This window comes from Nonomuraea sp. NPDC049646 (assembly GCF_044465525.1).
In the GTDB taxonomy this organism is placed as follows: domain Bacteria; phylum Actinomycetota; class Actinomycetes; order Streptosporangiales; family Streptosporangiaceae; genus Nonomuraea.
Window position 1 is genome coordinate 32,753 of record NZ_JBITLU010000005.1, and the last position, 23,825, is coordinate 56,577.

Sequence of the window (23,825 nt, forward strand, 5' to 3'; positions counted from 1 at the left end):
GCGTGAACCACGTTTCGGAGCCCGAACTCGCTCGCGGGAACCGCGTCACAGAGCCTGAACCCGCTCGCGGGAACCGTGTGCTGGAGGTCGCTGCCCGGCTGCCGGCGCTGCCCGCCTACCTCTACGACCTGCCCGCGCTCGACGAGCACGTCGCGTCGGTGCGCGCGGCGCTGGGCGAGGTGGAGCTGTACTACGCGGTCAAGGCCAACCCCGACGCCGAGCTGCTGCGGGTGCTGGCCCGGCACGTGGACGGGTTCGAGGTGTCGTCGGCGGGCGAGCACGCGCACGTCTCCGCGCTGTTCCCGGGCGCGCGGCTGGCGCTCGGCGGGCCCGGCAAGACCGACGCCGAGCTGCGGCTGCCGCACCACCGCCTGCACGTGGAGTCGCCGTACGAGCTGCGCCGCCTGCTCGCGACCGGGCTGGAGGCGGACGTGCTGCTGCGGGCCAACCCGGACCTGCCGGTCGAGGGGGCCGCGCTCACGATGGACGGCCCCTTCGGCATGGACGAGGCGGCCCTGGGCGAGTGCCTGCCGCTGTTCACCGGCCGCGTACGGCTGCGCGGCCTGCACGCCCACCTGGCCAGCGGCCTGGACGCCGCCCAGCTCCTCCGGCTGGCCGGGGCCCTGCTGGAGACCGGGCATCCGGAGGTCAATCTGGGCGGGGGCATGGCGGTGTCGTACACGTCGGGCGAACGCTTCGACTGGGCGGCCTACGGCGAGGGCCTGGCCGCGCTGCGGGCGGGGCGGCGGCTGCGGGTCGAGCCGGGCAGGTCGCTCACCGCCTACTGCGGCCACTACGTCACCGAGGTCGTGGACGTGAAGCGGGTGCGCGGCCAGGCGTACGCGATCGTCCTGGGCGGGACGCACCACCTGCGGACGCCGGTGGCCAAGGGCCACGACCAGCCGTTCACGATCCTGCCGACGGGCGACGGGCCTGGGGTCGCCGGCGAGCCCGTGACCTTCGTCGGCCAGCTCTGCACCCCCAAGGACGTCTTCGCCCGGAACATCGTGACGTCAGTGCGGGCAGGGGACAAGGTGGTGTTCGGCATGGCCGGGGCCTACGCCTGGAACATCTCCCACCACGACTTCCTCATGCACCCCCGCCCCGTCTTCCACCACCTAGGACTCTGAGGCGGGGACACCCTCGACGAGCGCGACCAGCCCGTCGGCGTCGAGCAGGTTGACCGGCCGGACGGTCCTGTTGGCCCGGACGTAGTGGAAGGCCGCGCCCACCTTCTCCAGCGGCACCCCGGCCAGGTGCGACCACGCCAGCCGGTAGGCGGCGAGCTGCACCGAGGCCGTGCGGGCCGCCTTCCCCCTGGGCGGGACGCCGGTCTTCCAGTCGACCACCTCGTAGCCGCCGTCGGGCAGCTCGAAGACGGCGTCCATGCGCCCGCGCACGAGCCGGTCGGCGATCATGGTTTCGAACGGCACCTCCAGGTCGACCGGCCGCCGGTCGGCCCACTCGCTCTCCTCGAACCGCTCCTGGAGCTCGGCCAGCCGCACGTCGGCCTCCTCCAGCTCCTCCAGCGGGTCGAGGTCGAAGTCGTCGATCAGCCGCTGCTGGTCCCACCGGCTCTCCAGCCACTTGTGGAACGACGTGCCCCGGCGGGCCAGCGGCGCGGGCTTGCGCGGCACCGGACGGCGGATCCTGCGGGCCAGCTCGGCCGGGTCGGTGGCCAGCGTGACCAGCGACGACACAGTGAGCTTGGCCGGCAGCTCGACGACGGTCGCCGGTCTGCGCCGGTTCAGCTCGCGCTCGCGCAGCAGCAGGTCGGTGTCGCGCTCCCAGGCGCGCAGGCGCTCCTCCTCGAACGGGCGCAGCGGCTCGTCGTCCTCGTCGGCCAGGTTGCCGGCCAGGGCGTCCTCGACCAGCCGGGCGCCGTCGAGCACCGACTCGTAGCGCAGGCCCTCGGGGGTGACCGGCCAGACGGCCTCGGCCGGCTCGGCGAGCAGCGGGTTCGTCGCGCCCTCGGCCAGGTCGCCGGCCCAGTAGGACACCCGGTCGGCCGTGTCGCGGATCTCCAGCAGGAACTCCGACGGCTCCAGCGGCTTGGTCGCGCTCCCCCAGCGGTAGCCGGAGGCGATGAGGTGGTAGTGGGCCCGGGTGACGGCGACGTACGCCAGCCGCCGTTCCTCCATCAGGTCGCGCTCACGGCACTGCTCGTCGAACGCGGCCAGCTCGTCCTTGCTCAGCCCGCCCAGCCGGGGCAGGTCGGCGGCGTCGCCGCGCAGCGGGTAGGGCAGCTTGCGCGGATTGTCGGTCCAGCGGCTGTTCATCACCGGCGTGGCCGGGAACACGCTGCCCGTCGCGACCGTGCCCTTCGAGCTGAGGAGCTGCGACAGGCCGGGCACGACCACGACCGGCCACTCCAGCCCCTTGGACGCGTGGACGGTCATCAGCTTGACGCTGTTGCTCTCGCCGACCCGGCCCGCCTCCAGCCCGAACTCCTCGCTCTCGGCCGCCTGGAGGTAGGCCAGGAACGCGCCCAGCGTCGGGTCCTCGGCGTCGCCGGCGAACCTGGCGGCCGCGTCGATGAAGGCGTCGAGATCGGCCCGCGCGGCGAACGCCCCGGCCGTGCCGCTGCGGGCGGCCACCTCGATGTCCAGGCCGAGCCGGCGTTCGATCTCGGTGACCAGGTCGGGCAGCGGCTGGGCGGTGTGGCCGCGCAGGCTGCGCAGCTCCTGGGCGAGCGCGACCAGCCGGGTGCGGGCCAGCGGCGAGAACGACTCCAGCCACTCGGGCCGGTCGGGCAGCTCGTCGAGCGCGTCGACCAGGCTGCCGCGCTCCTCGGCCAGGTCGGCGACCACCTGGTCGAGCGGGTCGTCGGCGCGGTGGCTCTCGCTCAGCTCGCGGGCCAGCTCCCTGGCGTGCTCCCCCAGCACCCGCAGGTCGGCCGGCCCGACCCGCCAGCGCGGCCCGGCCAGCAGCCTGGCCAGCGCGTCGCCGGCGGTGGCGTCGTAGAGCACGCGCAGGGTCGCCACGATGTCGCTGACCTCGGGCACGGTCAGCAGGCCGCCCAGCCCGACCACCTCGACCGGGATGTCGCGGTCCTCCAGCGCCTTGCGCAGCGCGGGGAACTGCGAGCGCTTGCGGGCCAGGATCGCGATGTCCTGGGGCTGGAGGGCGAGGGTCTTCTTGCGTTCCTTCTCGCCCCAGGGCAGGCCGTCGGGGGCGGTCTCCTGGCCGAGGATCCTGGCCACGCCGTCGGCGATCCACTTCGCCTCGTCCTCGGCGGTCTCGTGGAAGGCGCAGGTGACGCGGCCGCGTTCGACCCGGTTGGGGCCCGGCACCAGCACGGGCACCTCGCGGGCCTCCATGCGCAGCGGGAGCTGGACGCGGGCGGCGACGTCGAGCACCCGGTCGCCGTTGCGGAAGCTGACGCTGAGCTGGCGGACCGGCGCCTCCTCACCGGCGCGGGTGCGGAAGTCGCGGGGGAAGCGGCGCAGGTTGCCGGCCGAGGCGCCGCGCCAGCCGTAGATGGACTGGCAGGGGTCGCCGACGGCGGTGACCGGATGGCCGCCGCCGTAGAGCGAGCGCAGCAGGACGAGCTGGGCGTGGCTGGTGTCCTGGTACTCGTCGAGCAGGACCACGGAGTAGCGGGACCGTTCGATCTCGCCCACTTCCTTGTGGTTGGCGGCGATCCGGGCGGCCAGCGACATCTGGTCGCCGTAGTCGATGACCTCGCGGCGGCGCTTGAGCCGTTCGTACGCCTCCACCAGCGGCAGCAGTTGCTCCCTGGCCGCGTGCACGCCGACCGGCTTGCGCTGCGCCGCGGTCGTGCGGCCGGGCAGCGCGGCCAGCCGGGCCTCCAGCCACTCCCCCACCCGCCGGACGTCGGCGGGCCCGCGCAGGTGCTCCGACAGCTCGCCGGCCAGTTCGAGCAGGGCGGCGGTGACGGAGGGCGGGCCCAGCTCGATCTTGTCCATCGGCCCGTCGTACAGGGCCACCACGCGCGAGGCGAGCTGCCACGACACCGCCGGGGTGACCAGGCGCATGGTGGGTTCGAGCGCCTCACGCAGGGCGTGGTCGGTGACCAGGCGGGCGGCGTAGGCGTGGTAGGTGGAGACGGTCGGCTCGTTGTCGAGCGCGCCGGGCGCGACCAGGCCCGCCTCGGCGAGCCCGGTCAGGCGTTCCCTGACCCGGACGGCCAGCTCGGCCGCGGCCTTGCGGGTGAACGTCAGCCCCAGCACGTTCTCCGGTTTGACCAGGCCGTTGGCCACCAGCCAGACCACCCGCCCGGCCATCGTCTCGCTCTTGCCCGAGCCCGCGCCCGCCATGACGACCATCGGTTCGAGCGGCGCCTCGATGACCGCGGCCTGCTCGCTCGTCGGCGGCAGGATGCCGAGCTTGTCGGCCAGTTCGACCGGGTTCAGCACACCTGGCCCCCGTTGTCGTTGACCGGGCAGCTCGCCCGCGCCGCGCACGTGCGGCAGCCGTCGTTCACCTTGGCCTGGAAGAACGGGCCCGACATGCCCGTGGCGACGGTGTCGACCAGGTCGCCGGCCCAGCCGGGGTTCCTGTCGTCGGCCAGCGCGCCCTGCCGCTGCTCGGTGGCGGCGTTCTTGCCGGCCGCCTTGCCGAGCTGGACCAGCGCGGCGCCGCCGGGCTCGGTCATGCCGTGCCGGGCGAACGCGCCCAGCAGCGCGGCGAGCTGGTAGACGCCGAGCTGCGGATGGCGGTCGAGCTCTCCCGCCTTGGGCTTGGAGCCGCCGGTCTTCAGGTCGATGATCACCGCGCGGCCGTCGTCGTCGCGCTCGACCCGGTCGACCCGGCCCTTGATCTGCACGCCCTCGGAGACCGTGGCGACGAACGACTCCTCGATGGCGACCAGCTCGCGCGGGTTGTCCTTCTGCCAGCGCAGGAACTTGCCGATCATCTGCTCGGCGACCTGGCGCTGCTTGCGGTTGTACCAGACGCCGCCGAAGTCGAGCTCGTTCCAGACCTGGTCGAGCCGGTCGCCCAGGGCGTCCTCGCCGGGCAGGTCGGTGGCGGCCAGCATGGCCAGCGCGTGGATGACGTTGCCGAGGCCCTGGGCGGTGCTGGTGCCCGCGGCGCCGACCGCCGTCTCCAGGAGCCAGCGCAGGCCGCACTTGGTGAAGCTCTCGACCGCGGACGGGGAGATGTTGACGATGTCGTCCGGCCAGCTCAGCGGGCGGTCGTCGGTGATGGGGGTGAGGGCGTACCAGTCGTTGGGGTGGGCGCCCTGGACCCCGGCGGCGGCCAGGCGGGCGAGCTGCCGCGCGGCGCGCTGCCGGAGCTTGGCCGGTTTGGTGGGGTCGGTCACCGCGCTGCGCAGGTCGGCCACCAGCGCCGACATGGTCAGCCAGCGCGCCCGGTCGTCGACCGTGGCCGACTCGACCTCGCCCGGCATCAGCTCCGACAGGAACCGGGAGGGCCGCTCGTCGGTGTCCTCGCCGCCGACCGCCGTGACCACCAGCCGCCGCCTGGCCCGCGTGGCCGCGACGTAGAACAGCCGCCGCTCCTCGGCCAGCAGCTTGGAGGCCAGCGACGCGGCGCTCGGCTCGGCGCCCTCGACCACCTCCACCAGGTCGTCGGCGCCCAGCAACGACCCGCGCAGCCGCAGGTCGGGCCAGACCCCCTCCTGGACGCCCGCCACGACCACGATGTCCCATTCCAGGCCCTTGGAACGGTGGGCCGTGAGCACCCGCACGGCGTCGCCGTCGGGCGCGCGGTCGGCCAGCGTGTCGCCCGGGATCTCCTGGGCGGCCAGGTTGTCGAGGAACACCTCAGGGCCCGCCTTGGGCATGCGGTCGACGAACTTGGCGGCGTGGTCGAACAGCGCCACCACCGCGTCGAGGTCGCGGTCGGCCTGCGCGCCGCGGGAGCCGCCGGACAGGCTCTGGTCGGTCCAGCGCCCGCCCAGGCCGCTGGCGTGCCACACGGCCCACAGGAGGTCTTCGGCGGTGCCCTCCTGCGCGGCGGCCTCGCGGGCGGCGGCGAGCAGCTTGGCGACGCGTTCGGCGGGGAGGGCGACGTGCGGCTCGACGCGGGTGAGCTCGCGGGCGTCCTGGATCGCCGCCACCAGCAGCTCGCCGGACGACCGCGCCCCGGTCTTCCCGGCGACCGGCTCCTCCGCGACCGCCCCCTCTCCCGCGACCGGCTCCTCCGCGGTGGCCGGCTTTTCCGCGACCGGCTCCTCTTCGGCGGCCGGCTCCTCCGCGGCCGGCTCCTCTTCGGTGGCCGGCTTCTCCTCGGCGGCCATGGCCTCGTTCTCGGCTATCTTGAGCGCCCGGCGCAGGCGGCGCACGCCGATCATGTCCGTGCCGCCGAGCGGGCCCGTCAGCAGCTCCTCGGCCACCCCCTCGTCGAGCTGCGCCGGATCGAGCGCCACCCGCAGCATCGTGAGCAGCGGCCGCACCCCCGGCTCCTGGGCGATCGGCACCTCGTCGCCGGCGATCATCGTCGGCACCCCGGCGTTGACCAGCGCCCGCCGCAGCAGCGGCACCTGGCGCTTGGCCGAGCGCACCAGCACCGCCATGCGATGCCAGGGCACCCCCTCGATCAGGTGCGCCCGCCGCAGCGTGTCGGCGACGATCGCGGCCTCCTGGCTGGTGCTGTCGGCCAGCAGGACGCGCACGTCGCCGGTCTCGACGCCGGCCGCCGGGACCAGGTCGCGGTGGCCGTGCCGCTGGTCGTGGTCGGGGGCCGGGGCGATCGGCAGGCGGGCGGCGACCCGGCGCGAGGCCTCCAGCAGGTCGGCCCCGCTCCTGCGGCACACGCGCAGCGCCACCACCGGCGCCTCGCGCCCGTCGAGCGTCCTGAACCGCTCGGGGAACTTCATGATCCCCTGGACGTCGGCGCCCCGGAACCCGTAGATCGACTGGTCGGGGTCGCCCACCGCGACGAGGTCGCGCCCGTCGCCGGCGAGCTGGTCGAGCAGGTACTCCTGGGCCGGGTCGGTGTCCTGGTACTCGTCGACGAACACCACGTCGTGGGCGGCCCGCTCGCGCTCGCGCACCTCGGGCCTGGTCAGCAGCGCCGAGGCGGCCCCGATCAGCTCGGCGTAGTCGTAGGTCTCCTCGGGGTCGAGGTCGAAGCGGTCCTGGTAGCGCTGGTAGAACCGGCCGGTGGCGATCCAGTCGCTCCTGCCGTGCAGCCGGCCGAGTGCGACCAGCCGCTCGCCGTCGAGGCCGCGCTCGGCGGCCCTGGACAGGAAGTCGCGCACCTCCTCGGCGAAGCCGCGGGTCTTGAGCGCCTCGCGCAGCGACGGCGGCCAGTCGAGCGCGCCGTTCTCCAGCTCGCCGTGGAGCAGCCGGCGGATCTCCAGAAGCTGCTCGGGGCCGGTCAGCAGGCGCGGCGGCGCCTTGCCCTCCAGCACGGACTCGCGGCGCAGGAGCGCGTAGGCGTAGGAGTGGAAGGTCAGCGCCAGGGGCGAGCGGGTGGTGCGCCGCAGCCGCCCGGTGACGCGCTGCCGCAGCTCCTCGGCCGCCTTGCGGCTGAAGGTGAGGATGAGCACCCGTTCGGGGTCGGCCCCGCGCCGTTCGATACGCTCGACCACGCTCTCGACGATCGTCGTCGTCTTGCCCGTGCCGGGCCCCGCGAGGACGAGGAGCGGGCCGCTCCGGTGCTCGACCACGGCACGCTGGTGTTCATCCAGCACTGGAGGCTCAACAGGGCCTCCGCTGCCACGCCGCACCAACCGCCAGGTCTGACCACTCACAGCACTAGATTCCACCAGACCACACGGACAGATCGTGCCGACTTACCCGGTCTCCCCCGCGATCCGCCTACGGTATCGAGGCAAATATCCCAATATCGTGCGACACGCCGAAGCCCCGGTTTCGCCGTGAGCGTCGCGCTGCCTGGGGCGATGCGACGATCCGCACGATTGCCCCACACACGCAGCGTTGTCTCTTGTAACGTTGGGTTGATACCCGCGCCTCTGCTAGGGGGTTGGTCACATGCGCTGGCAGGTCCACTCCGAAACGTCGCTCTACGCCGACCAGTGGCTGGACATCCGCATCGCGGATGTGGAGCTGCCCGACGGGCGGCATCTCGATCACCGGCTGGTCCGCACCGCACCGGCCGCGGGCGCGGTCGTCACCGACGACAGGGACCGGGTGCTGCTGATCTGGCGTCACCGCTTCATCACCGACAGCTGGGGGTGGGAGGTCCCGCTCGGCCAGGTCGACGAGGGCGAGATGCCGATGGCCGCGGCCGCCCGCGAGGTCGAGGAGGAGACCGGCTGGCGTCCGGGGCCGCTGCGCCCGCTGATGTCGGTCCAGCCGACCAACGGCTTCACCGACAGCCTCAACCACATCTACCGGGCCGACACGGCCACCCACATCGGCCCGCCCAGCGACCCCTGGGAGGCCGAGCGCATCGAGTGGGTGCACCTGTCGAGCGTCCGGCGCCTGGTCGAGGCCGGCGAGATCGTGTGCGCCACGACCCTGTCGGCGCTGCTCTACCTGCTCGTCGAGCGCCTGCCGGCCGCGCCGCGTCCCCTCGGTTACGAGACCGGCAAGCCCTTCATGCTCTCCGACCTGCCGATCGACCTCTGAGGCCGCGCCCTCAGGAGAACAGGTGGTCGACCACGCGGGCCGTCGCCTTGCCGTCGTCCTTGGGCGCGTACGTGGCCCGGAAGGCCTCGTAGCGGTCGGCGTGCGCGGCGGCCACCTCGTCGATGGAGCGCAGCGCGTCGATCACCTCGGCCGACGTCGGCAGCACCGGGCCGGGCGCCTGCTCGGGCAGGTCGAGGTAGAGCCCCCGCTTGGAGGAGTACTTCGCCAGGTCGTAGCCGTAGAAGACGATGGGCCGGCCGGTGGCGGCGAAGTCGAACATGACCGAGGAGTAGTCGGTCACGAGGACGTCGGTGACCAGCAACAGATCCGCCATATCCGGATAAGTCGTGACGTCGTGGGCGATGTCGGGGACGGCGGGCATGGCCTGCATCGGATGGGCGCGTACCAGGATCTCGTGGTCGGCGCCCAGGGCCTCGCGGGCCTTGGCCAGGTCGAGCTTGACCATGGCGTTCTTGCGGTCGTAGTCGCGCCAGGTCGGCGCGTAGAGCACCACCCGCTTGCCCTCGGCCAGCCCCAGCCGTTCGCGGACGGCGGCGGCCCGGACCTCGCGCTCGGGCGAGTTGAGCACGTCGTTCCTGGGCAGGCCGCTCTCCAGGATCTCGCCCTTGTAGCCGAAGGCCCGGCGCAGCACCGTGGTGGCCCACGGCGACTGCGACAGCAGCAGATCCCAGCCGCGCACCTCGGCCGCCTGCCGGTACCAGATCGGCGGACGGGGGTCGCGGGCCATGTGCGGCTGGTCGTTGCCGATGCGCTTGGCCGGGGTGCCGTGCCAGGTCTGCAGCACGACCTGGTCCTCGCGGGCGCGGAACCAGGCGGGCAGGAACGAGTTGGTGACGATGTGGCTGGAGCGGGCCAGCGCGGCGTGGTGCTCGCGGCTGCCCGCCCGCACCGCCCGCGCGCCGCCCGGCGGCACGAACGCGGCGTCCTTGACGATCCAGATGTGCTCGCGGTCGTCGCCCCTGCGCAGCCGCTCCTCGTAGATGGCGCGCACGCTGTCGGCGTAGAGCCGGCCGTCGTTGACGACGTAGACGGTCGCGTCGTGCAGCGGCTCGCTGCGCTGGGCCGGGTAGAAGACGCGGCGCAGCACGTGGGTGCCGGCCACGCCCCGCTCGTCGTTGGGACGCCCCTCCTCGACCGTGATCACCGGCACGTCGAACCTGGTGGAGATCATCCGGTACGCCCGGCTGTCGACCGTACGCGGCTCCTCGTCGAGCCCCGGCAGGGCGGCGTGGTCCATCCGGAACGGCACGATCTCGCCCGACGGGTGCCGGAAGGACATGTTCCAGGTGCCCGAGGCCAGCGGCACGGACTCGCCGAAGCGGTCCATGGACGAGGGCGTCACGCGGACGGTGAAGTCGTCGCCCGACCGGTCCATGGGCAGCGAGTACGACAGCCCCGACCGGTGGCGCAACGTCAGCACCCGGGGGCCGGGCGCGTCGGGGTAGTCGCCGCGCAGGACCAGCGTGGAGCCCTCCCAGACGGCGGAGGTGATCACCGGGCGGATGCGGTGGGCGGAGACCACGACGCGGTCGCGCCGGTCGCCGAGCACGGTGATCTCCCGGTCGCCCACCGGGGTGCGCGTCTCGACCAGGTCGGCGAGCATGACGGAGGCCGCCGGGTCGCCCTTGGGCTCGACCCACAGCCGCCGGCCGTCCTTCTCCTGGAGCAGCGCGGGCACGGCGAGCCCGATCGACACCTCGGTGCCGCCGCCGGACGGCGTGAAGTCGGCGGCGATGCGGTGGCCGCCCAGCCTGGCGTGGCCCTTGGTCACGCTGCGGCCGGGCAGGAAGACCTTGAGTTCGAGTCGTTCGTCCTGGACGGACACGCCGGTCAGCTCGGCCCTGTTGGGCTGGAGCACGACCTGCAGCGCGCGGTCGGACGTCCAGACCGGACGCACCCACCAGCCGGGCTTCAGCTTGAGGCCGGCCGGACGCTCGGGCCTGCCGATGGCCGAGCCGCGCAGCAGGCCGGTCGCCCGCGCGCCCCGGCTCCAGAAGACGATCTCGGCCCGCCACGTCGTCGCGTCGGGCACCCCCGGACGGTGGCGCAACCGCCGCCGCACGGCGTGGACCATGCCGCGCACGGCCCCGCGCCAGCGCAGCGGCCACGGGCTCAGCTCGGCGGTGAAGCCGGACCAGTCGTAGTTGCAGCCGGGCTCGCGCGCGCCGTGGGTGGCCTCGGGGGCGAGCACCCGCTTGGTGCGCATGCGGATCGGCGGCAGCCAGCGCGGCCCGCGCAACACCACGGTCGCCCAGTTGAACCTGCGGCTGCGCACCGACAGCCCCGCCAGGTAGGCGAAGCCGGTGACGCGCAGCCTGCCGTCGACCCACACGATGTCGTCGATGTGGGTCACCGGCACCATGTCGGCGCGGCGCAGCCGGTAGAGGCCGGGCGGCAGCTCGTCGCGGAAGGGCAGGTCGGCGTACCAGCTCAGGCCCTTGCGGATGCGCTTGGACGGCTCGGCCGCCGCGGTGACGACCTTGACCAGCGTCTCGCCGTCGACCAGTTCGTCGTCGGGACGGTGCTCGATCAGGTGGCAGATGACGCGGCGGGCGACGGGCAGGTCGCGCTTGACCTCCGCGGCCACGCCGGCCAGGTAGGGGCGGATCAGGGTGAGCATCTCGCGGCGCCGCGCCGGGCCGCGCTTGACCGCGAGGTCGATGCGCGACCCCAGAGGCCCGCTGAGCACCTCGGTGTCGAACGCCGCGTCGCGGCCGCCGGGCCCGACGGCACGCATGACCGCCTCAAGAGGCTCGCCACGATCGCAGAGATCCTGGACAGCCTTGAGGCGGTCGGCGAGCGTGTCGCCGCTGTGGCGCTGGGCTGTGACGCCGGTGGCCATCGTGGAGGCACCGCCTTTCGGGCCTGTCAGTGTTCAGCCCATGGTAATGGGAGTCACATGTCACAGAAGCGCCTCAACAGCGAAACCGCAGGTCAGGACCCTTACTGAAAATCGGCTGAACGCCCGTCCCAGCGCGCCCGGCTCATGTCCACCCGTTCGCCGCGCAGCGGGGTGCCCTCCTCGCGCCAGTGGGCCAGGCATCGTCGCAGGTGGTCGGGGGCGGCGCCGCTGCCGTCGGCGTGCACGACCCGCCACCACGGGACGCCGCCGCCCCAGGTGGACATCACCTTGCCGACCTGGCGGGGGCCGCCCTCGCCCAGGTACTCGGCGATGTCGCCGTAGGCCATGACCTTGCCGGGCGGGATGCGTTCGACCAGGTCGAGCACCCGCTCGGCGAAGGGGTTCAGGGGGTCCATGCGGCCGGGCCCGCGTCGATGATCTCGTCGAACTTGCCGATCTCCATCACCGTGCCGCCGGACAGGACCTCGATCACGCCGTCGCGCAGCGCGTAGACCTCGCCGTCCTCGCCCACCAGGCGGGCGCCGAGCGCGGCCGACAGCCGCAGGAGCTGGGCCACCTGCCAGTCGGAGCCGGGCTCGCCCACGACCTGGCCCTGCCAGCGCGCCACCGCGTGCCGGCCGCCGTCGTGGCCGGCCACGATCTCCTCAGATCCGCGCAGCTCGAAACCGGCCGGCGCGATGGCCTTCGCGAGCTCCGCGAAGGCGAGTGGCGACTCGCGCACCACCCGCAGCTCGTATCCCATGACGCGCGACCATAGCGGATCTTTAACGTCCACGCGGGCGAAGTACGAGCGGTTCATCACTCCTTGCGCTGATTGAGGACGATGATCGCCCCGCAGAACGTCACCAGCGCGACCAGCACACCCCCTCCGTACAGCCACAACCGCCACGGATCGGCCCCCGGACGGGTCGGCACCGGGGAGTCCTCGCCCCGGCCGAAGTGGTCCTTTCCCGGCGTGATCACGCTGCGCCGCTGACCGGTCAGGCGCTCGGCGGCGTTGAGCGCGGCCCCGGCGTCCACCACGCCGAACCCGGTGTTGTCGTCGTAGCCGGCGGCCGGACGGCCCCGCGCGCTGGAGGCCAGCGCCTGGGCCACCTGCTCGGGCGGCAGGGCGGGATAGCGCGACTTGATCAGCGCGGCCACCCCTGCCACGAGCGCGGCGGCCGAGCTGGTGCCGTCGGACAGCTCGTACCCGCTGGGCCGCTTGACCACGGGCACCTGCACGCCGGGCGCGCCGACGAGGACCGACAGGTTGTCGCTGCTGAACGTGGCCTTCCTGCCCTGCTTGTCGGTCGCGCCTACGCCGATCACGCCCGAGTAGCCGGCCGGGAAGCTCCAGAACGAGGTGCCCTTCTCCTTGGCGTAGGGCGTCTGGCCGTCGTTGCCGACGGCGGCCACCAGCACCACGCCCTTGCTCAGCGCGTACGACACCGCCTCCCGCTCGGACCTGACCGGCCCGTAGGAGCCGATCGACATGCTGACGACCTGGGCGCCGTGGTTGGCGGCGTAGCGCAGGGCGCGGGCCAGCGAGCTCTCGGGCGACTGGAGGTCCGTGGGCGGCAGCAGGTCGAACGCCGGCTCGTCGTCGGTGGCCAGGGGCAGCGACAGGATGCGCGCCCCGGGCGCGACGCCGATCAGCCCGTCGCCGGCGCCGGAACCGGCGATCAGCGCGGCCATGGCGGTGCCGTGCCGCCCCGGCTGCACCTCGCGGGCCACCGTGCCCGAGCTCATGTCGGGCCCGGTCGTGACGCGGCCCTTCAGCTCCTTGATCCCGGCGTCCACCGCGCTGTCCACGACGGCGACCGTGACGCCCTCGCCCTTGGTCACGTTCCACGCCTGCTCGACGTTGAGCGCGTCCAGCACCCATTGCTGCTGGTCCCTGATCGGGGCGGCCGTGGGCCCGAGGAGGACGAGCAGCGTGGCCGCGAGCGCCCGTACGGCGGTCAGCACACGTTCCCCTGGGTGCACGGCGGGACCTTGGGAGGATCCGCCAGGAAGTAGGCGATCTGGTTGCCGACCGACTTGGCCGCCGGCCAGAGCTCGCTGTGCAGGATCTCCTCCGGAGGGATGGCGGCCCTGGTGCGCCCGTCGGCGTACCCGGCGGTGGAGAAGACGATGTACGGCCCGGCGCCCACCCAGCCGGTGCGCTGGCGCTGCTCGGTGCCGAATCGTTCGGTCACGGTGCCGGGGAAGGCCACGGGCAGCACGCCCACCCGGTCGTCCTGGCCCAGTTGCTCGCCCGCCGACACCCTGGACTCCTCGTCCTTCAGCACGGCCACGCCGACGGTGATGACGAAGGTGGAGGTCTGGTCGACGTACGTGGCGCGCAATAGCGTGAGGCATCCGTGGCTGTCGAGGACCCCGGCGACGGAGGCGTCCACGCCCTTGCCGCAGTCGGTCTCGGGGGCGATGCCGACCCGCCTGGCGTACTGCTGGGCGCGGTCGAGGCCGAGGTACTTGACCTCCTCGGGGAAGACGCCCGTGGCCGGCCACGCCTGCCAGCGCCGGGCGATCTCCTCCTGCTTGTACTGGTTCTGCTCGGCCGGGGTCAGCGGACGCGAGCGCGTCTCGTTGAGCAGCCCGATCGTGCCCAGCAGCACCACGAGGGCCGACACGGCCACGACCGCGCCGACCAGCACGACGAAGATGCGCCGAAAGCGCACGCCCTGCTGGAGGGCCGCCAGCTCGGCGCGTTCCCTGGCCGCGGTGCGCGTCCGGGAGTTCGCCGCCGGCCAGGCGCGCACGCGGGACCGGCGGCCGGTCGACGCCCCGAGCGGGTTGCTGCGTCCCGATGTGGCCTCGCCGGCGCGCGGTAGCCCTGAGGTCGACCTACGTGCCTTCACCACCCTGGCCTCGTTCCCGCGTTCGGTCGGTGTCTATTTCGTCCCCGTTAGCAGGCGGATCATGCGTCGTGTGCGCCGTGGTCGCGCCGGACGCGCCTGACCAGGAAGAAGATGACCGCCAGCGACGCGAGCGCCCCGCCTGCGGCGCCCGCGGCCACGGCCGCGTAGATCGTCACGCGCCGGTGGTCCCTCGTGGTGACCCTGATCGGCCCGGCCGGGCCGCCCGCCAGGGGCCGGGCGGGGTCCTGGGCCTGCGGGCCGGTCGCGGTCTCGGTGTGCGTGGCCAGGCGGGCGGCCTCGGCCAGGGCCTTGCGGGCGTTGACGACGCCGAAGCCGGTGCCGGTGTCGTAGCCGCCGGGCGGGCGGTCGTCGGCGCTGTCGGCGAGCGCCTGGACGACCAGCGGCGGCGACATCCGCGGATATCTCGCCTTGATGAGGGCGGCCACCCCCGAGACGAGCGCGGTCGCCTGCGAGGTGCCCCGGCCGACCCAGTACTCGTCGCCCGGCCCCGCGCCCATGATGTCCACGCCCGGCGCGGCCACCAGCACCGAGGAGTTCCAGTTGGAGAACGTGGCCCTGCGCAGCCGCCGGTCGGTCGCCCCCACCGACACCACGCCGGGGAAGGACGCCGGGTAGGAGTAGGGCGCGAAGTCGCCGGCGGTCTTCCTGTCGCCGTCGTTGCCGGCCGCGGCCACCAGCACGACGCCCCTGGAGATGGCGTACCTGATGGCCGCCCGTTCCTCCCGGGTCGCGAGCTCCTTGGAGATCGACATGTTGACGACGTCCGCGCCCTGGTCGACGGCGTAGCGGATGCCCCTGGCGACGACGTCCTCGAAGCGCTCGGCCGAGTTGAACTCCCGGAACCCCGGCTCCTCGTCCTCCAGGATGACCCGTACCGACAGGACGCCGGCCTCGGGCGCGACGCCGATGACGCCCTTCCTTCCGCCCGGCCCGTGGCCGTGCCCGGCGATCAGGGAGGCCATGTACGTGCCGTGCAGCCGCGGCGGCGCGACGCCCGGCGGGTTCGCGCCCGCGGTGAAGTCGCGGCCCACGGTCACCGAGCCGGCCAGGTCGCGGTGGGCCGGATCGACCCCGGAGTCGAGCACGGCCACCGTGACCCCCGAGCCCTTGGTGACGCGCCAGGCCGCGGGCAGGTCGAGCGTCTCGATCACGGCCCGCTGGCCGCCGCGCACGTCGTCGTCGGCGTGGGCGGGCGGGGCCGTCGGAAGTACCGCGAGCAGGACCGCGGGGGCGGCGGACAGCGCCCTCACGGCGCGGCGGCTCAGCACCGCCATCCCTCGGCCGCGCAGTCGGGCATCCGAGGGGTGCTGAGGCCGAGCAGCACGCGTTCGGACAGCTCGGCGGCGAAGGCGAAGATCGCCGGACGTGACTCGCCGGACGTGGTCGCGGGCCGCCCGTCCACCTGGCCCGCCGTGGTCAGCACGACGTACGGGCCCGCCTGGCGCACCGACCCGGCCTGCCGCATGGAGGGGGTGAACCGCTCGGCGACCGTGCCCGTGAAGCTCAGCGGCCGCAGCCCCGGCACGGGCTTGCCGTTGTCGGCGAACGCGCTCCTGGCCCGGACCGCGCGTGACTCGTCGGGCAGCGCCACCACGCCCACGGTGACGAGCACCCCGCGCAGCGCGTCGATGTAGGTGGCCCGCAGCACGCCTCTGCATCCGGCCTCGCGCAACGCCTTGACCGCCTTCGCGTCGACGGACCCGGCGCCGCAGCCGGTGTGCGGCGAGATGCCGATGCGCTCGGCCCGCTCCTGCCCGCCCTGCTCGGCCGCGTACGGCAGAGCCGCGGGGAAGACGCGCCCGGCGGGCCAGGCGCGCCAGCGTTCGGCGACCTCGCGCGTGGCGGCGGCACGCAGCTCGGCCGCGCTCGGGCCGCGGGTCAGCTCGGTGCCCGCCGCGCTCCCGGCCACCCCGGCGGCCACCGCGCAGATCAGGGTCAGCGCGGAGGACACCACCAGGGTGGGCCAGGGGCGGGCGTGGTTCACGACACCGACCTTAAGCGCCTCGGGGGGAGGTTCCCCGGAAAACGCCTCAGTAGCTGGGCAGGCTGGGGTCGACCGTCTTGACCCAGCTCAGCACCCCGCCGCCGACGTGCACCGCGTCGGCGAAGCCCGCGTTCTTGACGATCGCGAGGGCCTCGGCCGAGCGCGCGCCCGACTTGCAGTGGAGCACGATGCGCTTGTCCTGGGGCAGCTTCTCCAGGGCCGAGCCGTTGAGGAACTCGCCCTTGGGGATCAGCGTGGCGCCCGGGATGGACACGATCTCGTACTCGTTGGGCTCGCGGACGTCGACCACGTAGATGTTGTCGCCCTTGTCCATCATGGACTTGAGCTCCGCCGCGGTGATCGTGGAGCCGCTGGCGGCCTGCGCGGCCTCGTCGGAGATCGCGCCGCAGAAGGCCTCGTAGTCCTCCAGCAGCTCGGTGACCGTCGGGTTCTTGCCGCACAGCACGCACTCGGGGTCCTTGCGGACCTTGACGTCCCGGTACTTCATCTCCAGGGCGTCGTAGATCATCAGCCGGCCGACGAGCGGGTCGCCGATGCCCGTCAGCAGCTTGATGGCCTCGTTGACCTGGATCGAGCCGATCGACGCGCACAGCACGCCGAGCACGCCGCCCTCGGCGCACGAGGGCACCATGCCGGGAGGCGGGGGCTCGGGGTAGAGGCAGCGGTAGCAGGGCCCGTGCTCGGCCCAGAACACGCTGGCCTGGCCGTCGAAGCGGTAGATCGAACCCCAGACGTACGGCTTGCCGAGCAGCACGGCGGCGTCGTTCACCATGTAGCGGGTGGCGAAGTTGTCCGTGCCGTCGACGATGAGGTCGTAGCCGGAGAAGATCTCCATGACGTTCTCGGTGGTCAGGGTCGCGTTGTGGACGACGACCTCGACCAGCGGGTTGATCTCGCGGACCGACGCCGCGGCGCTCTCGGCCTTCAGCCTGCCCACGTCGGACTGGCCGTGGATGATCTGGCGCTGCAGGTTGGACTCATCGACGACGTCGAAGTCGATGATGCCGAGGGTGCCGACGCCCGCCGCGGCCAGGTACATCAGGGCGGGCGAGCCCAGGCCGCCGGCGCCCACGCACAGCACCTTGGCGTTCTTCAGCCGCTTCTGCCCGGCCATCCCGACATCGGGGATGATCAGGTGGCGCGAGTAGCGGCGCACTTCGTCTACGGTCAGCTCTGTGGCCGGCTCGACCAGCGGTGGCAACGACACGTTCTACGCTCCCGTTTCAGGGGGTCACATCTCTAGCTGAAACCTACTCGGCGAGTGGGGCATTCCCCAATCTCGTCTCACCGATCAGACGGCGCGCCTCCGCCGCCACCACGCGGGGCATCTCCATCATCGCCACGTGCCCCGCCGTCGGCAGCAGCACGAGCCTGACCTGCCGGAACGTACGGGCCGCCTTCGCCGCCATGGCCGGGCGCACCAGGCGGTCGTGCCGGCCGTGGACGATGAGCGTCGGGGCCTCCACCTTGGCCGCCTGGCGCCACAGGTTGTCCTCGCCGCGCCGGAAGTACTCGGCCACGATGCCCCTGGCCGAGCCGATCATGGCCTCCCCCGCGTACGGGACGTCGTCGCGCCGGCGCATCTCCTCCACGGCGTCGGCCAGGCGCACCGGGTGGACGGCGTTCACGTCCGCCCAGACCATGGCGAAGGAGGCGTTGATGCGCTGCTCGGCCGGGAGCAGGCGCAGCTTGCCGGCGAACCACTCGCCCACCCTGGGCACGGCGGCGGCGGCCACGCGGACCGGGCCGTACCTGGGGAGCAGGTCGGGCAGGGCGGGCGAGACGAGCGTGAGCGAGCGGACCAGGTCGGGCCTGGCCGCGGCGACCCGCACCGCGACGGCGCCGCCCAGCGAGTTGCCGAACAGGTGGGCCGGGCCGGTGTGCTCCATCAGCCCGATCACCGCCGTGGCGTGGCCGGCCACCGTGTAGTCGCCGTCCCGCGGCGCCGGGGAGAAGCCCGCGCCGGGCAGGTCGAGGGCGTGGCCGGTGACGGTGTCCTTGAGCTCGTCCATGAGGTCGGTCCAGTTGGTGGCCGAGCCCGCCAGCCCGTGGACGAACACCGCCTGCTCGGCGGGGCCGCCATCGGGGGTGGATCGCACGTGCACCGGGCCGATCATGCGTCCCGGCCAGTGAGGGACCGGCTCCACCGCTGTCATACGTCCTCCTTGTCGCTCTTCCACGATAACCAGCGCGCTCGGGCGGGGTCTGCATTCCGTACAGACGCCGCCTTCTCTGACCTATCAGAGCAGCACTGGACATACGGGACGCGAGGGGGGAGGTCGCGCTCCGCGCGGCGAGCACGGGGGACATGGGGGGCAGGCCCGAAATTTCCGCTCATAGATGTCTAATGGATCTCTTGGCGGCTTAAGTGCCCGGCAAAAGCTGTCTGTCCCCGTTTACCAGGTTCGATACGGGTAACCATGAGGAACGGATACAGTGCGCGACCTACCGGACACTCTTGGTTAGCGGCCGGAAAGTCGCGATCACCGGAAATCCATCGGGGAAGCGTAACGACATTTCCCGAACGATCCCGACGACAGCATCGTCCAGCATTTCTCATGCCTGGCGCACAGGTGTGCCGGCGAGCATTTTCCGCGAGCCGTAAATACACGCATGGCCGCCGCCTTCCGGCGCGTCCAGCCATGCCGTCATTTCACGAGAAAAGCACGGCCGACACTGTCGGAACCCGATGTGATGGGCACTCCGTCATATGCACATAATCGGACATATCATGGCATTTCATTCGATAGAGCTGTAATGCAAGCAATAAGATTGCTAATGCATAGCAAAATAGGGCCACTCCTGTTTGCTGTAGCTCTGTCTCGGAAATGACATTTCACGGATGGCTCATCAGCTAGTCGTTCAAGACCTGGTTCCCGGCCTCTCGGGAACGTCGAGAACGGGGCAACCAATCCTTTAGGGGGAAAACGCAATGCCCAAGCTCAAAAGTGTTATCGCAGGTCTGGCCGTCAGCACCGCGCTGACCGGCGGCGTGGTCAGCCTGGGCGCGACGACCACCGCCAACGCCAGCACCGCCAACAACGTCACCAGCCCGACGACCCTCAGCTGGGGCGATGGGGACGGTCACGGCTGGTGGCACCGTCGTCACCACCGCTGCAACAGGAACCGCCACGGCTGGGGCGGCGGCTGGGGCGGCGGCGGCTGGGGCTGGGGCGGCGGCTGGGGTGGCGGCTGGCGCCGGCACCGCGGCGGCGGCGTCTGCGTCAAGATCTTCAACGAGAACACGAACGACAACACCGAGACGAGGACCAGCAACGAGCTGCGCGAGGACCGCCGGGCGCGCGGCGACCGCGACGACTGATCGCGCGGGGATGGTGCCCGTAATCCATGGATGGTCGCTCTTCACGGCGAAGTGAAACCGACCGGCGAGTATTGGGCTCTCAGGCAGTGACCGCACCCGGACCTTGCTGTCCTGCCTGAGAATCCATTCTCCTCTGTCACCGCGGCAATTCCCGGTGAGGGCTCCACTGGCATTATGCCGGTGGGGCCCTCACTGCGTTTCTCCCTCGAATGCGGGATCCGCCTCCCCCGCAATGCCGGACCCCCTCGACCCTGGTAGTCCGAAATGTCCGATTATGCACCATGATGCTCCATAGTGTCGGACAAGAGAGGACAATGTCCGTTTGTGGGGCATTCGGTCGGATATATCCCTGGCATGGATGCTCGCTAGCGGACATCCACGCCGCTCCGCAGAAATCCGGAAAGGCTCGGACGAAGCGGAGCGTCGAGTACGGGGCAATCAATCCTTTTAGGGGGAAACACAATGCCCAAGCTCAAAAGTGTTATCGCAGGGCTCGCCATGGGCACCGCGCTGACGGGCGGTGTGGTCAGCGCGGGCGCGGCGACCACCGTCACCGGCGCGAGCGCCGCCAGCGTCTCCGGCTCGGCCACCGCGGCCACCCTGGCCGGCTGCTTCCGGGAGGTCCGGTGCGGCTGGGGCGGCTGGGGCCGCAGCTGGGGCAACCGCTGGGGCGGCGGCTGCCACCGCCGCTGCGGCTGGGGCGGCGGCTGGGGCTGGGGCCGCGGGGGCGGCTGGGGCTGGGGTCGCGGCGGCGGCTGGGGCTGGCGGCGTAACAACGCCCCCCGGGTCCGCGTCGTCATCCACAACTCCAACCACAACAGCAACCACAACAGCACCAACGTCCAACGGCGCGACGAGCGCGACCACCACGACGACTAGGCGGCGGTCTCACCAGGGGAAGCCCGCCCAGCGAGAGCCCACCTGAGAAGTGAGACCACGCCGACGTAGAGGAGTGCCCGCATCCGGCCGACCGGCTCTCTCGACGGAGAGCGAGGATCGCCTCCCGGATGCGGGCACTCGACGTGTCCCGCGTCCTTCCCGAGCCGGCCCGCCCCCTCCGTGCCGCCGCACGGGATCGTCACCCGATGCCAAGACCGTACGGACGAAGAAGGTGAAACGAGTGAGTGCCCGCATCCCGTGCCAGGAGTTCGTTCTCGACGAGAACGAAGGTCCGGTGGGATGCGGGCACTCGGTCGCGCCCCGGGTTCAGAACCTGCGGTCAGCTCCAGTCGCGGTCGTCGTCATTGCGGACCTGCTGGCGGACGTCACGCGCGATCGCGTCGCGGTTCCGGTTCCGGTTGACGATGATGATCCGGATCCTGGGGAGCCGGTGGCGACGCCAGTTGTTGCGCCAGCCCCAGCCGCCGCCGCACCACGAACGGCGGAAGCAGCCGGACAGAGTGGTGGTGGTCGCCCCGGTGGTGACGTTCGTGGCGGCTTCGGCGCTGGTGGTCGTGGTCGCCGCGCCGAGGGCGATCACTCCGCCGCTCAGGGCCGTGCTCATGGCGAGCCCTGCGACAATACTCTTGAGCTTGGGCATTGCGTTTCCTCCTAAAGGTTTGGATGCCCCGTTTCTCGACGCTTCCGGATTCCCAGGAAACGACGTGGACGGTATGGCTTGCCATGCCTGCCATCCATGACCTTGATATATCCCCATGAATAGCCAGCAAACCGCAATTGTCCAGTTTTGCCGGTAGCCACAGATTCGCATGGCGACTCGCGCGCAAACGCAAGTGAGGGCTCCCCGGCCGATGCCGGTGAAGCCCTCACGAGAATTTCCGAAGACGCGGAGAGAATGAACCCTCCGGCGCGCCGGACCGTCATTCAGTCCCTTTTCCGAGCCCGGTACCCGGTGGTCGAATTCAGCGCGGCGCCGCCTTCATGAGGATGACGGTTCCGTCCGCCGTCAGCGCCAGTCGCGGTCGCGGTCGTGGTCGCGGTCGTGGTCGCGGACCATCGGCCGCACGGCTTCGGTGTCCGTCACCCGGTTGCGGTTGAAGTTGCGGTTGTGGATGGTGACCTTCACCTTGCCCACGCGGTTGTGGTGACGGCGCCAGCCCCAGCCGCCGCCCCAGCCGCCCCAGTTGTTGCCCCATCCCCAGCCACCGCACCGGGACCTGCGGAAGCAGCCGGCCTGGAAGCTGGTGGACGTGACGACACCGGCGCTGGTGGCGGCGTCGGCGCTGGTCGCGGTGGTCGCCGCGCCGAGCGCTACGACACCGCCGCTCATGGCCGTGCTGACGGCGAGGCCTGCGAGAATACTCTTGAGCTTGGGCATTGCGTTTCCCCCTAAAGGATTGGTTGCCCCGTTCTCAACGCTCCCCGGTTGCCAGGGAACTGCCCTTGGACGACCTGTGACGAGCCATCCGTGAAATGTCATTTCCTGGACGCGGGCATGGCAACACAGAACCGCCGCCTTTTTGCTATGCATTAACAGCCTTATTGCTTGCATTAAACATTTATTGACTGATATGCCATGATATGTCCGAATCTATCATGATCGCCGGGCGAGGAGGTCAGTCAAGGACGAGCGGCCTCGGAAACCCGAGCACGGCCCCTCGACCCGCGTCGAGTGTCGGTGATCAACCGATTTAACCCGTGGCAATTGATGCGGCTTATTGGGATTTGAAGACAATGTCCGCTTTGAGGCTATTGGCCGTTATGTGAGCCAGAACGCGGACAGCCGGATCCTCGGCACACCGTGAGAGCCACACACCTTCTGTGCCGCCCTCGGGGCCGAGCAGGCGTTGCGGCTACCGCCACGCGACACTGAGCCCGGCCTGCGGCTTGTGCGCGTAGATGCATGCGCGTCCAGCCACTCCAGCACGTCGGCCGTGGGAATGCCCGTCCACCGCCATGAGCACGACCTGCTCGGCTTCCCGCTCTGTCGGGCGCGCGGTTACCACTCGCCCAGCCCCCTGGCTGTCGAGGCGCGAGCCTGACGGTGGACCCCTCACCCGATCAGCCGCCCCGCCGATTACCGCGCGGCGATCGCCTCACGCCGGCGCGCCTGGCTGGTCCGCCGGGTGTCGCACGCGACCTGATCGGTCTCTTAGGCGGTCAAGCCTCGCAACGGGAGCATCCGGGCCGGGGTCGGCGGCTCGTCGCCACTCTTCAACACCGCAACGGTCACCGTCGCCGGCCCTCGCGCGCACCTCAGTGCCGCCCCAGCCTTCCGGCCAGGCGGTCTTCCCTACGTCACGGTGTGCGGGGGCGAACGTCCTGGGGGCGTCGTCGTACGGACCGACGTGGCAAAGGGGGTCAGGCGGACTTGCGGGCCTTGCGCTTCGGCGGGGCCTTCTCCTCTTCCTTGGCCTCCTCGGCCCCCTTCGCCGCCTTGGCGGACTTGCCGCCCGCCGCCTTCTTCGGTTTGGCCGGTTCCCCGGTCCGCTCCCGTTTCGCGGCTTCGACGCTGGCGCGCAGGGCGGCCATGAGGTCCACCGCCGGCCCCGCCTCTTCCTCCTCCGGCGCCGCGACGACCTCCTTGCCCGCCACCTTCGCCTCGATCACCTGCTGCAACGCCTCGCGGTAGGTGTCGTGGTACTCGCTCGGATCGAAGTCCGACTCCATGGTGGTGATCAGGGACTCGGCCATCTTGAGCTCCTGCGCCCGGACCTCGATGTCCTCCTCCAGGAACTCGAAGTCGGGGGCGCGGATCTCGTCCGGCCACAACATGGTCTCCAGGACGAACACGCCGTCCCGCACGCGCAGGGTGGCCAGCGACTCCCGCTGCCGCAGCGCCACCTTGACCACGGCCACCTGTCCCGAGCTCTCCAGGGCGTCGCGCAGCAGCACGTACGGCTTCGCGCCCTGCGCGTCGGGCTCCAGGTAGTACGACTTGGCGAAGTAAATGGGGTCGATCTGCTCAGCGGGGGTGAACTGGAGGACGTCGATCCTGCGCGACGTGCTCAGCGGCAGGTCCTCGAAGTCCTCGTCGGTGAGCACCACCATCTCGCCCGTGGCCAGTTCGTACCCTTTGGCGATGTCCGCGTACGGGACCTCCTCGCCGTCGACCGTGCACACGCGCTTGTAGCGGATCCTGCCGCCGTCGTCCCGGTGGACCTGGTGGAAGCTGACGTCTTTCTGCTCGGTCGCCGAGTAGAGCTTCACGGGGATGGTGACCAGCCCGAAGGAGATCGCACCTTTCCAGATGCTGCGCATGGGCACTCCTCAGCAGTAGCGGGCTCACCATATGGGCACATACCCGTCATGGGGCAACCAATGC

Annotated in this window: 18 protein-coding genes; 4 read left to right on the plus strand and 14 right to left on the minus strand. The window is 71.7% G+C overall.

Annotation, left to right across the window (positions count from 1 at the left end; all coding sequences use genetic code 11):
• Nucleotides 1–77: 77 nt before the first annotated feature.
• Nucleotides 78–1,130 (plus strand): type III PLP-dependent enzyme, encoded by a 1,053-nt coding sequence (locus tag ACIBQ8_RS15715; protein ID WP_397192263.1) that lies wholly within the window; start codon nt 78–80, stop codon nt 1,128–1,130.
• On the opposite strand, the gene ACIBQ8_RS15720 is transcribed toward ACIBQ8_RS15715, so the two are convergent.
• Both ACIBQ8_RS15720 and ACIBQ8_RS15725 read right to left on the minus strand, forming a co-directional pair.
• Nucleotides 1,119–4,379, minus strand: a complete 3,261-nt coding sequence (locus tag ACIBQ8_RS15720; RefSeq protein ID WP_397192264.1) for an ATP-dependent helicase — start codon at nt 4,377–4,379, stop codon at nt 1,119–1,121. The two genes, ACIBQ8_RS15715 and ACIBQ8_RS15720, sit on opposite strands and share 12 nt — an antisense overlap.
• Nucleotides 4,373–7,624: an ATP-dependent helicase gene (locus ACIBQ8_RS15725; protein WP_397192265.1), complete on the minus strand. Its 3,252-nt coding sequence runs from the start codon at nt 7,622–7,624 to the stop codon at nt 4,373–4,375. The genes ACIBQ8_RS15720 and ACIBQ8_RS15725 overlap by 7 nt, the downstream gene beginning before the upstream one ends.
• 301 nt (nt 7,625–7,925) lie before the next feature.
• Here ACIBQ8_RS15725 and ACIBQ8_RS15730 point away from each other — a divergent pair, with 301 nt between their 5' ends.
• Nucleotides 7,926–8,525 (plus strand): NUDIX domain-containing protein, encoded by a 600-nt coding sequence (locus tag ACIBQ8_RS15730; protein WP_397192266.1) that lies wholly within the window; start codon nt 7,926–7,928, stop codon nt 8,523–8,525.
• A 10-nt stretch (nt 8,526–8,535) separates the two neighbouring features.
• On the opposite strand, the gene ACIBQ8_RS15735 is transcribed toward ACIBQ8_RS15730, so the two are convergent.
• The 9 genes from ACIBQ8_RS15735 to ACIBQ8_RS15775 form a co-directional block, all read right to left on the minus strand.
• On the minus strand, nt 8,536–11,388 hold the full coding sequence (locus tag ACIBQ8_RS15735) for a CDP-glycerol glycerophosphotransferase family protein (protein WP_397177099.1): 2,853 nt from the start codon (nt 11,386–11,388) through the stop codon (nt 8,536–8,538).
• Nucleotides 11,389–11,489: 101 nt separating this feature from the next.
• Nucleotides 11,490–11,804 carry an MGMT family protein gene (locus ACIBQ8_RS15740; RefSeq protein ID WP_352319290.1) on the minus strand — a complete coding sequence of 105 codons (315 nt, stop codon included), beginning with the start codon at nt 11,802–11,804 and terminating at the stop codon, nt 11,490–11,492.
• Nucleotides 11,792–12,151: a hypothetical protein gene (locus tag ACIBQ8_RS15745; protein ID WP_357987375.1), complete on the minus strand. Its 360-nt coding sequence runs from the start codon at nt 12,149–12,151 to the stop codon at nt 11,792–11,794. The genes ACIBQ8_RS15740 and ACIBQ8_RS15745 overlap by 13 nt, the downstream gene beginning before the upstream one ends.
• Before the next feature lie 56 nt (nt 12,152–12,207).
• Entirely contained in the window at nt 12,208–13,377 is a 1,170-nt protein-coding gene (locus ACIBQ8_RS15750) for a S8 family serine peptidase (RefSeq protein WP_397177097.1), read from the minus strand.
• A complete protein-coding gene (locus ACIBQ8_RS15755) occupies nt 13,353–14,153 on the minus strand; it encodes a hypothetical protein (RefSeq protein ID WP_397177096.1) in 801 nt (266 codons plus the stop codon). Before ACIBQ8_RS15755 ends, ACIBQ8_RS15750 begins: the two co-directional genes overlap by 25 nt.
• Nucleotides 14,154–14,311: 158 nt before the next feature.
• Nucleotides 14,312–15,541, minus strand: a complete 1,230-nt coding sequence (locus ACIBQ8_RS15760) for a S8 family serine peptidase (RefSeq protein WP_397192267.1) — start codon at nt 15,539–15,541, stop codon at nt 14,312–14,314.
• Nucleotides 15,535–16,257 carry a hypothetical protein gene (locus ACIBQ8_RS15765; protein ID WP_397177092.1) on the minus strand — a complete coding sequence of 241 codons (723 nt, stop codon included), beginning with the start codon at nt 16,255–16,257 and terminating at the stop codon, nt 15,535–15,537. The genes ACIBQ8_RS15760 and ACIBQ8_RS15765 overlap by 7 nt, the downstream gene beginning before the upstream one ends.
• 46 nt (nt 16,258–16,303) lie before the next feature.
• Entirely contained in the window at nt 16,304–17,485 is a 1,182-nt protein-coding gene (gene moeZ / locus ACIBQ8_RS15770; protein WP_397192268.1) for an adenylyltransferase/sulfurtransferase MoeZ, read from the minus strand.
• Between the two features lie 43 nt (nt 17,486–17,528).
• On the minus strand, nt 17,529–18,434 hold the full coding sequence (locus tag ACIBQ8_RS15775) for an alpha/beta fold hydrolase (RefSeq protein WP_397177089.1): 906 nt from the start codon (nt 18,432–18,434) through the stop codon (nt 17,529–17,531).
• Between the two features lie 776 nt (nt 18,435–19,210).
• On the opposite strand from ACIBQ8_RS15775, the gene ACIBQ8_RS15780 reads away from it, so the two are divergent.
• Nucleotides 19,211–19,600: a hypothetical protein gene (locus tag ACIBQ8_RS15780; protein ID WP_397177087.1), complete on the plus strand. Its 390-nt coding sequence runs from the start codon at nt 19,211–19,213 to the stop codon at nt 19,598–19,600.
• Nucleotides 19,601–20,062: 462 nt separating this feature from the next.
• Complete coding sequence (locus ACIBQ8_RS15785) at nt 20,063–20,479, plus strand: hypothetical protein (protein WP_397177085.1); 417 nt, start codon at nt 20,063–20,065, stop codon at nt 20,477–20,479.
• Between the two features lie 340 nt (nt 20,480–20,819).
• Here ACIBQ8_RS15785 and ACIBQ8_RS15790 read toward each other — a convergent pair whose 3' ends face one another.
• The 3 genes from ACIBQ8_RS15790 to ACIBQ8_RS15800 form a co-directional block, all read right to left on the minus strand.
• Nucleotides 20,820–21,140 carry a hypothetical protein gene (locus ACIBQ8_RS15790; protein WP_397177084.1) on the minus strand — a complete coding sequence of 107 codons (321 nt, stop codon included), beginning with the start codon at nt 21,138–21,140 and terminating at the stop codon, nt 20,820–20,822.
• A gap of 366 nt (nt 21,141–21,506) precedes the next feature.
• On the minus strand, nt 21,507–21,878 hold the full coding sequence (locus ACIBQ8_RS15795; RefSeq protein ID WP_397177082.1) for a hypothetical protein: 372 nt from the start codon (nt 21,876–21,878) through the stop codon (nt 21,507–21,509).
• 983 nt (nt 21,879–22,861) lie between these two features.
• Complete coding sequence (locus ACIBQ8_RS15800) at nt 22,862–23,761, minus strand: Ku protein (RefSeq protein WP_397177080.1); 900 nt, start codon at nt 23,759–23,761, stop codon at nt 22,862–22,864.
• Nucleotides 23,762–23,825 lie beyond the last annotated feature (64 nt).

Excerpts from the sequence above, each read along its gene's own strand:
- ACIBQ8_RS15800 (WP_397177080.1), bottom strand. The coding sequence starts at position 23,761 with ATGCGCAGCATCTGGAAAGGTGCGATCTCCTTCGGGCTGGTCACCATC.
- ACIBQ8_RS15740 (WP_352319290.1), bottom strand. The coding sequence starts at position 11,804 with ATGGACCCCCTGAACCCCTTCGCCGAGCGGGTGCTCGACCTGGTCGAA.
- ACIBQ8_RS15790 (WP_397177084.1), bottom strand. The coding sequence starts at position 21,140 with ATGCCCAAGCTCAAGAGTATTGTCGCAGGGCTCGCCATGAGCACGGCC.
- ACIBQ8_RS15730 (WP_397192266.1), top strand. The coding sequence starts at position 7,926 with ATGCGCTGGCAGGTCCACTCCGAAACGTCGCTCTACGCCGACCAGTGG.
- ACIBQ8_RS15780 (WP_397177087.1), top strand. The coding sequence starts at position 19,211 with ATGCCCAAGCTCAAAAGTGTTATCGCAGGTCTGGCCGTCAGCACCGCG.
- ACIBQ8_RS15735 (WP_397177099.1), bottom strand. The coding sequence starts at position 11,388 with ATGGCCACCGGCGTCACAGCCCAGCGCCACAGCGGCGACACGCTCGCC.
- ACIBQ8_RS15775 (WP_397177089.1), bottom strand. The coding sequence starts at position 18,434 with ATGACAGCGGTGGAGCCGGTCCCTCACTGGCCGGGACGCATGATCGGC.
- ACIBQ8_RS15795 (WP_397177082.1), bottom strand. The coding sequence starts at position 21,878 with ATGCCCAAGCTCAAGAGTATTCTCGCAGGCCTCGCCGTCAGCACGGCC.
- ACIBQ8_RS15745 (WP_357987375.1), bottom strand. The coding sequence starts at position 12,151 with ATGGGATACGAGCTGCGGGTGGTGCGCGAGTCGCCACTCGCCTTCGCG.
- ACIBQ8_RS15785 (WP_397177085.1), top strand. The coding sequence starts at position 20,063 with ATGCCCAAGCTCAAAAGTGTTATCGCAGGGCTCGCCATGGGCACCGCG.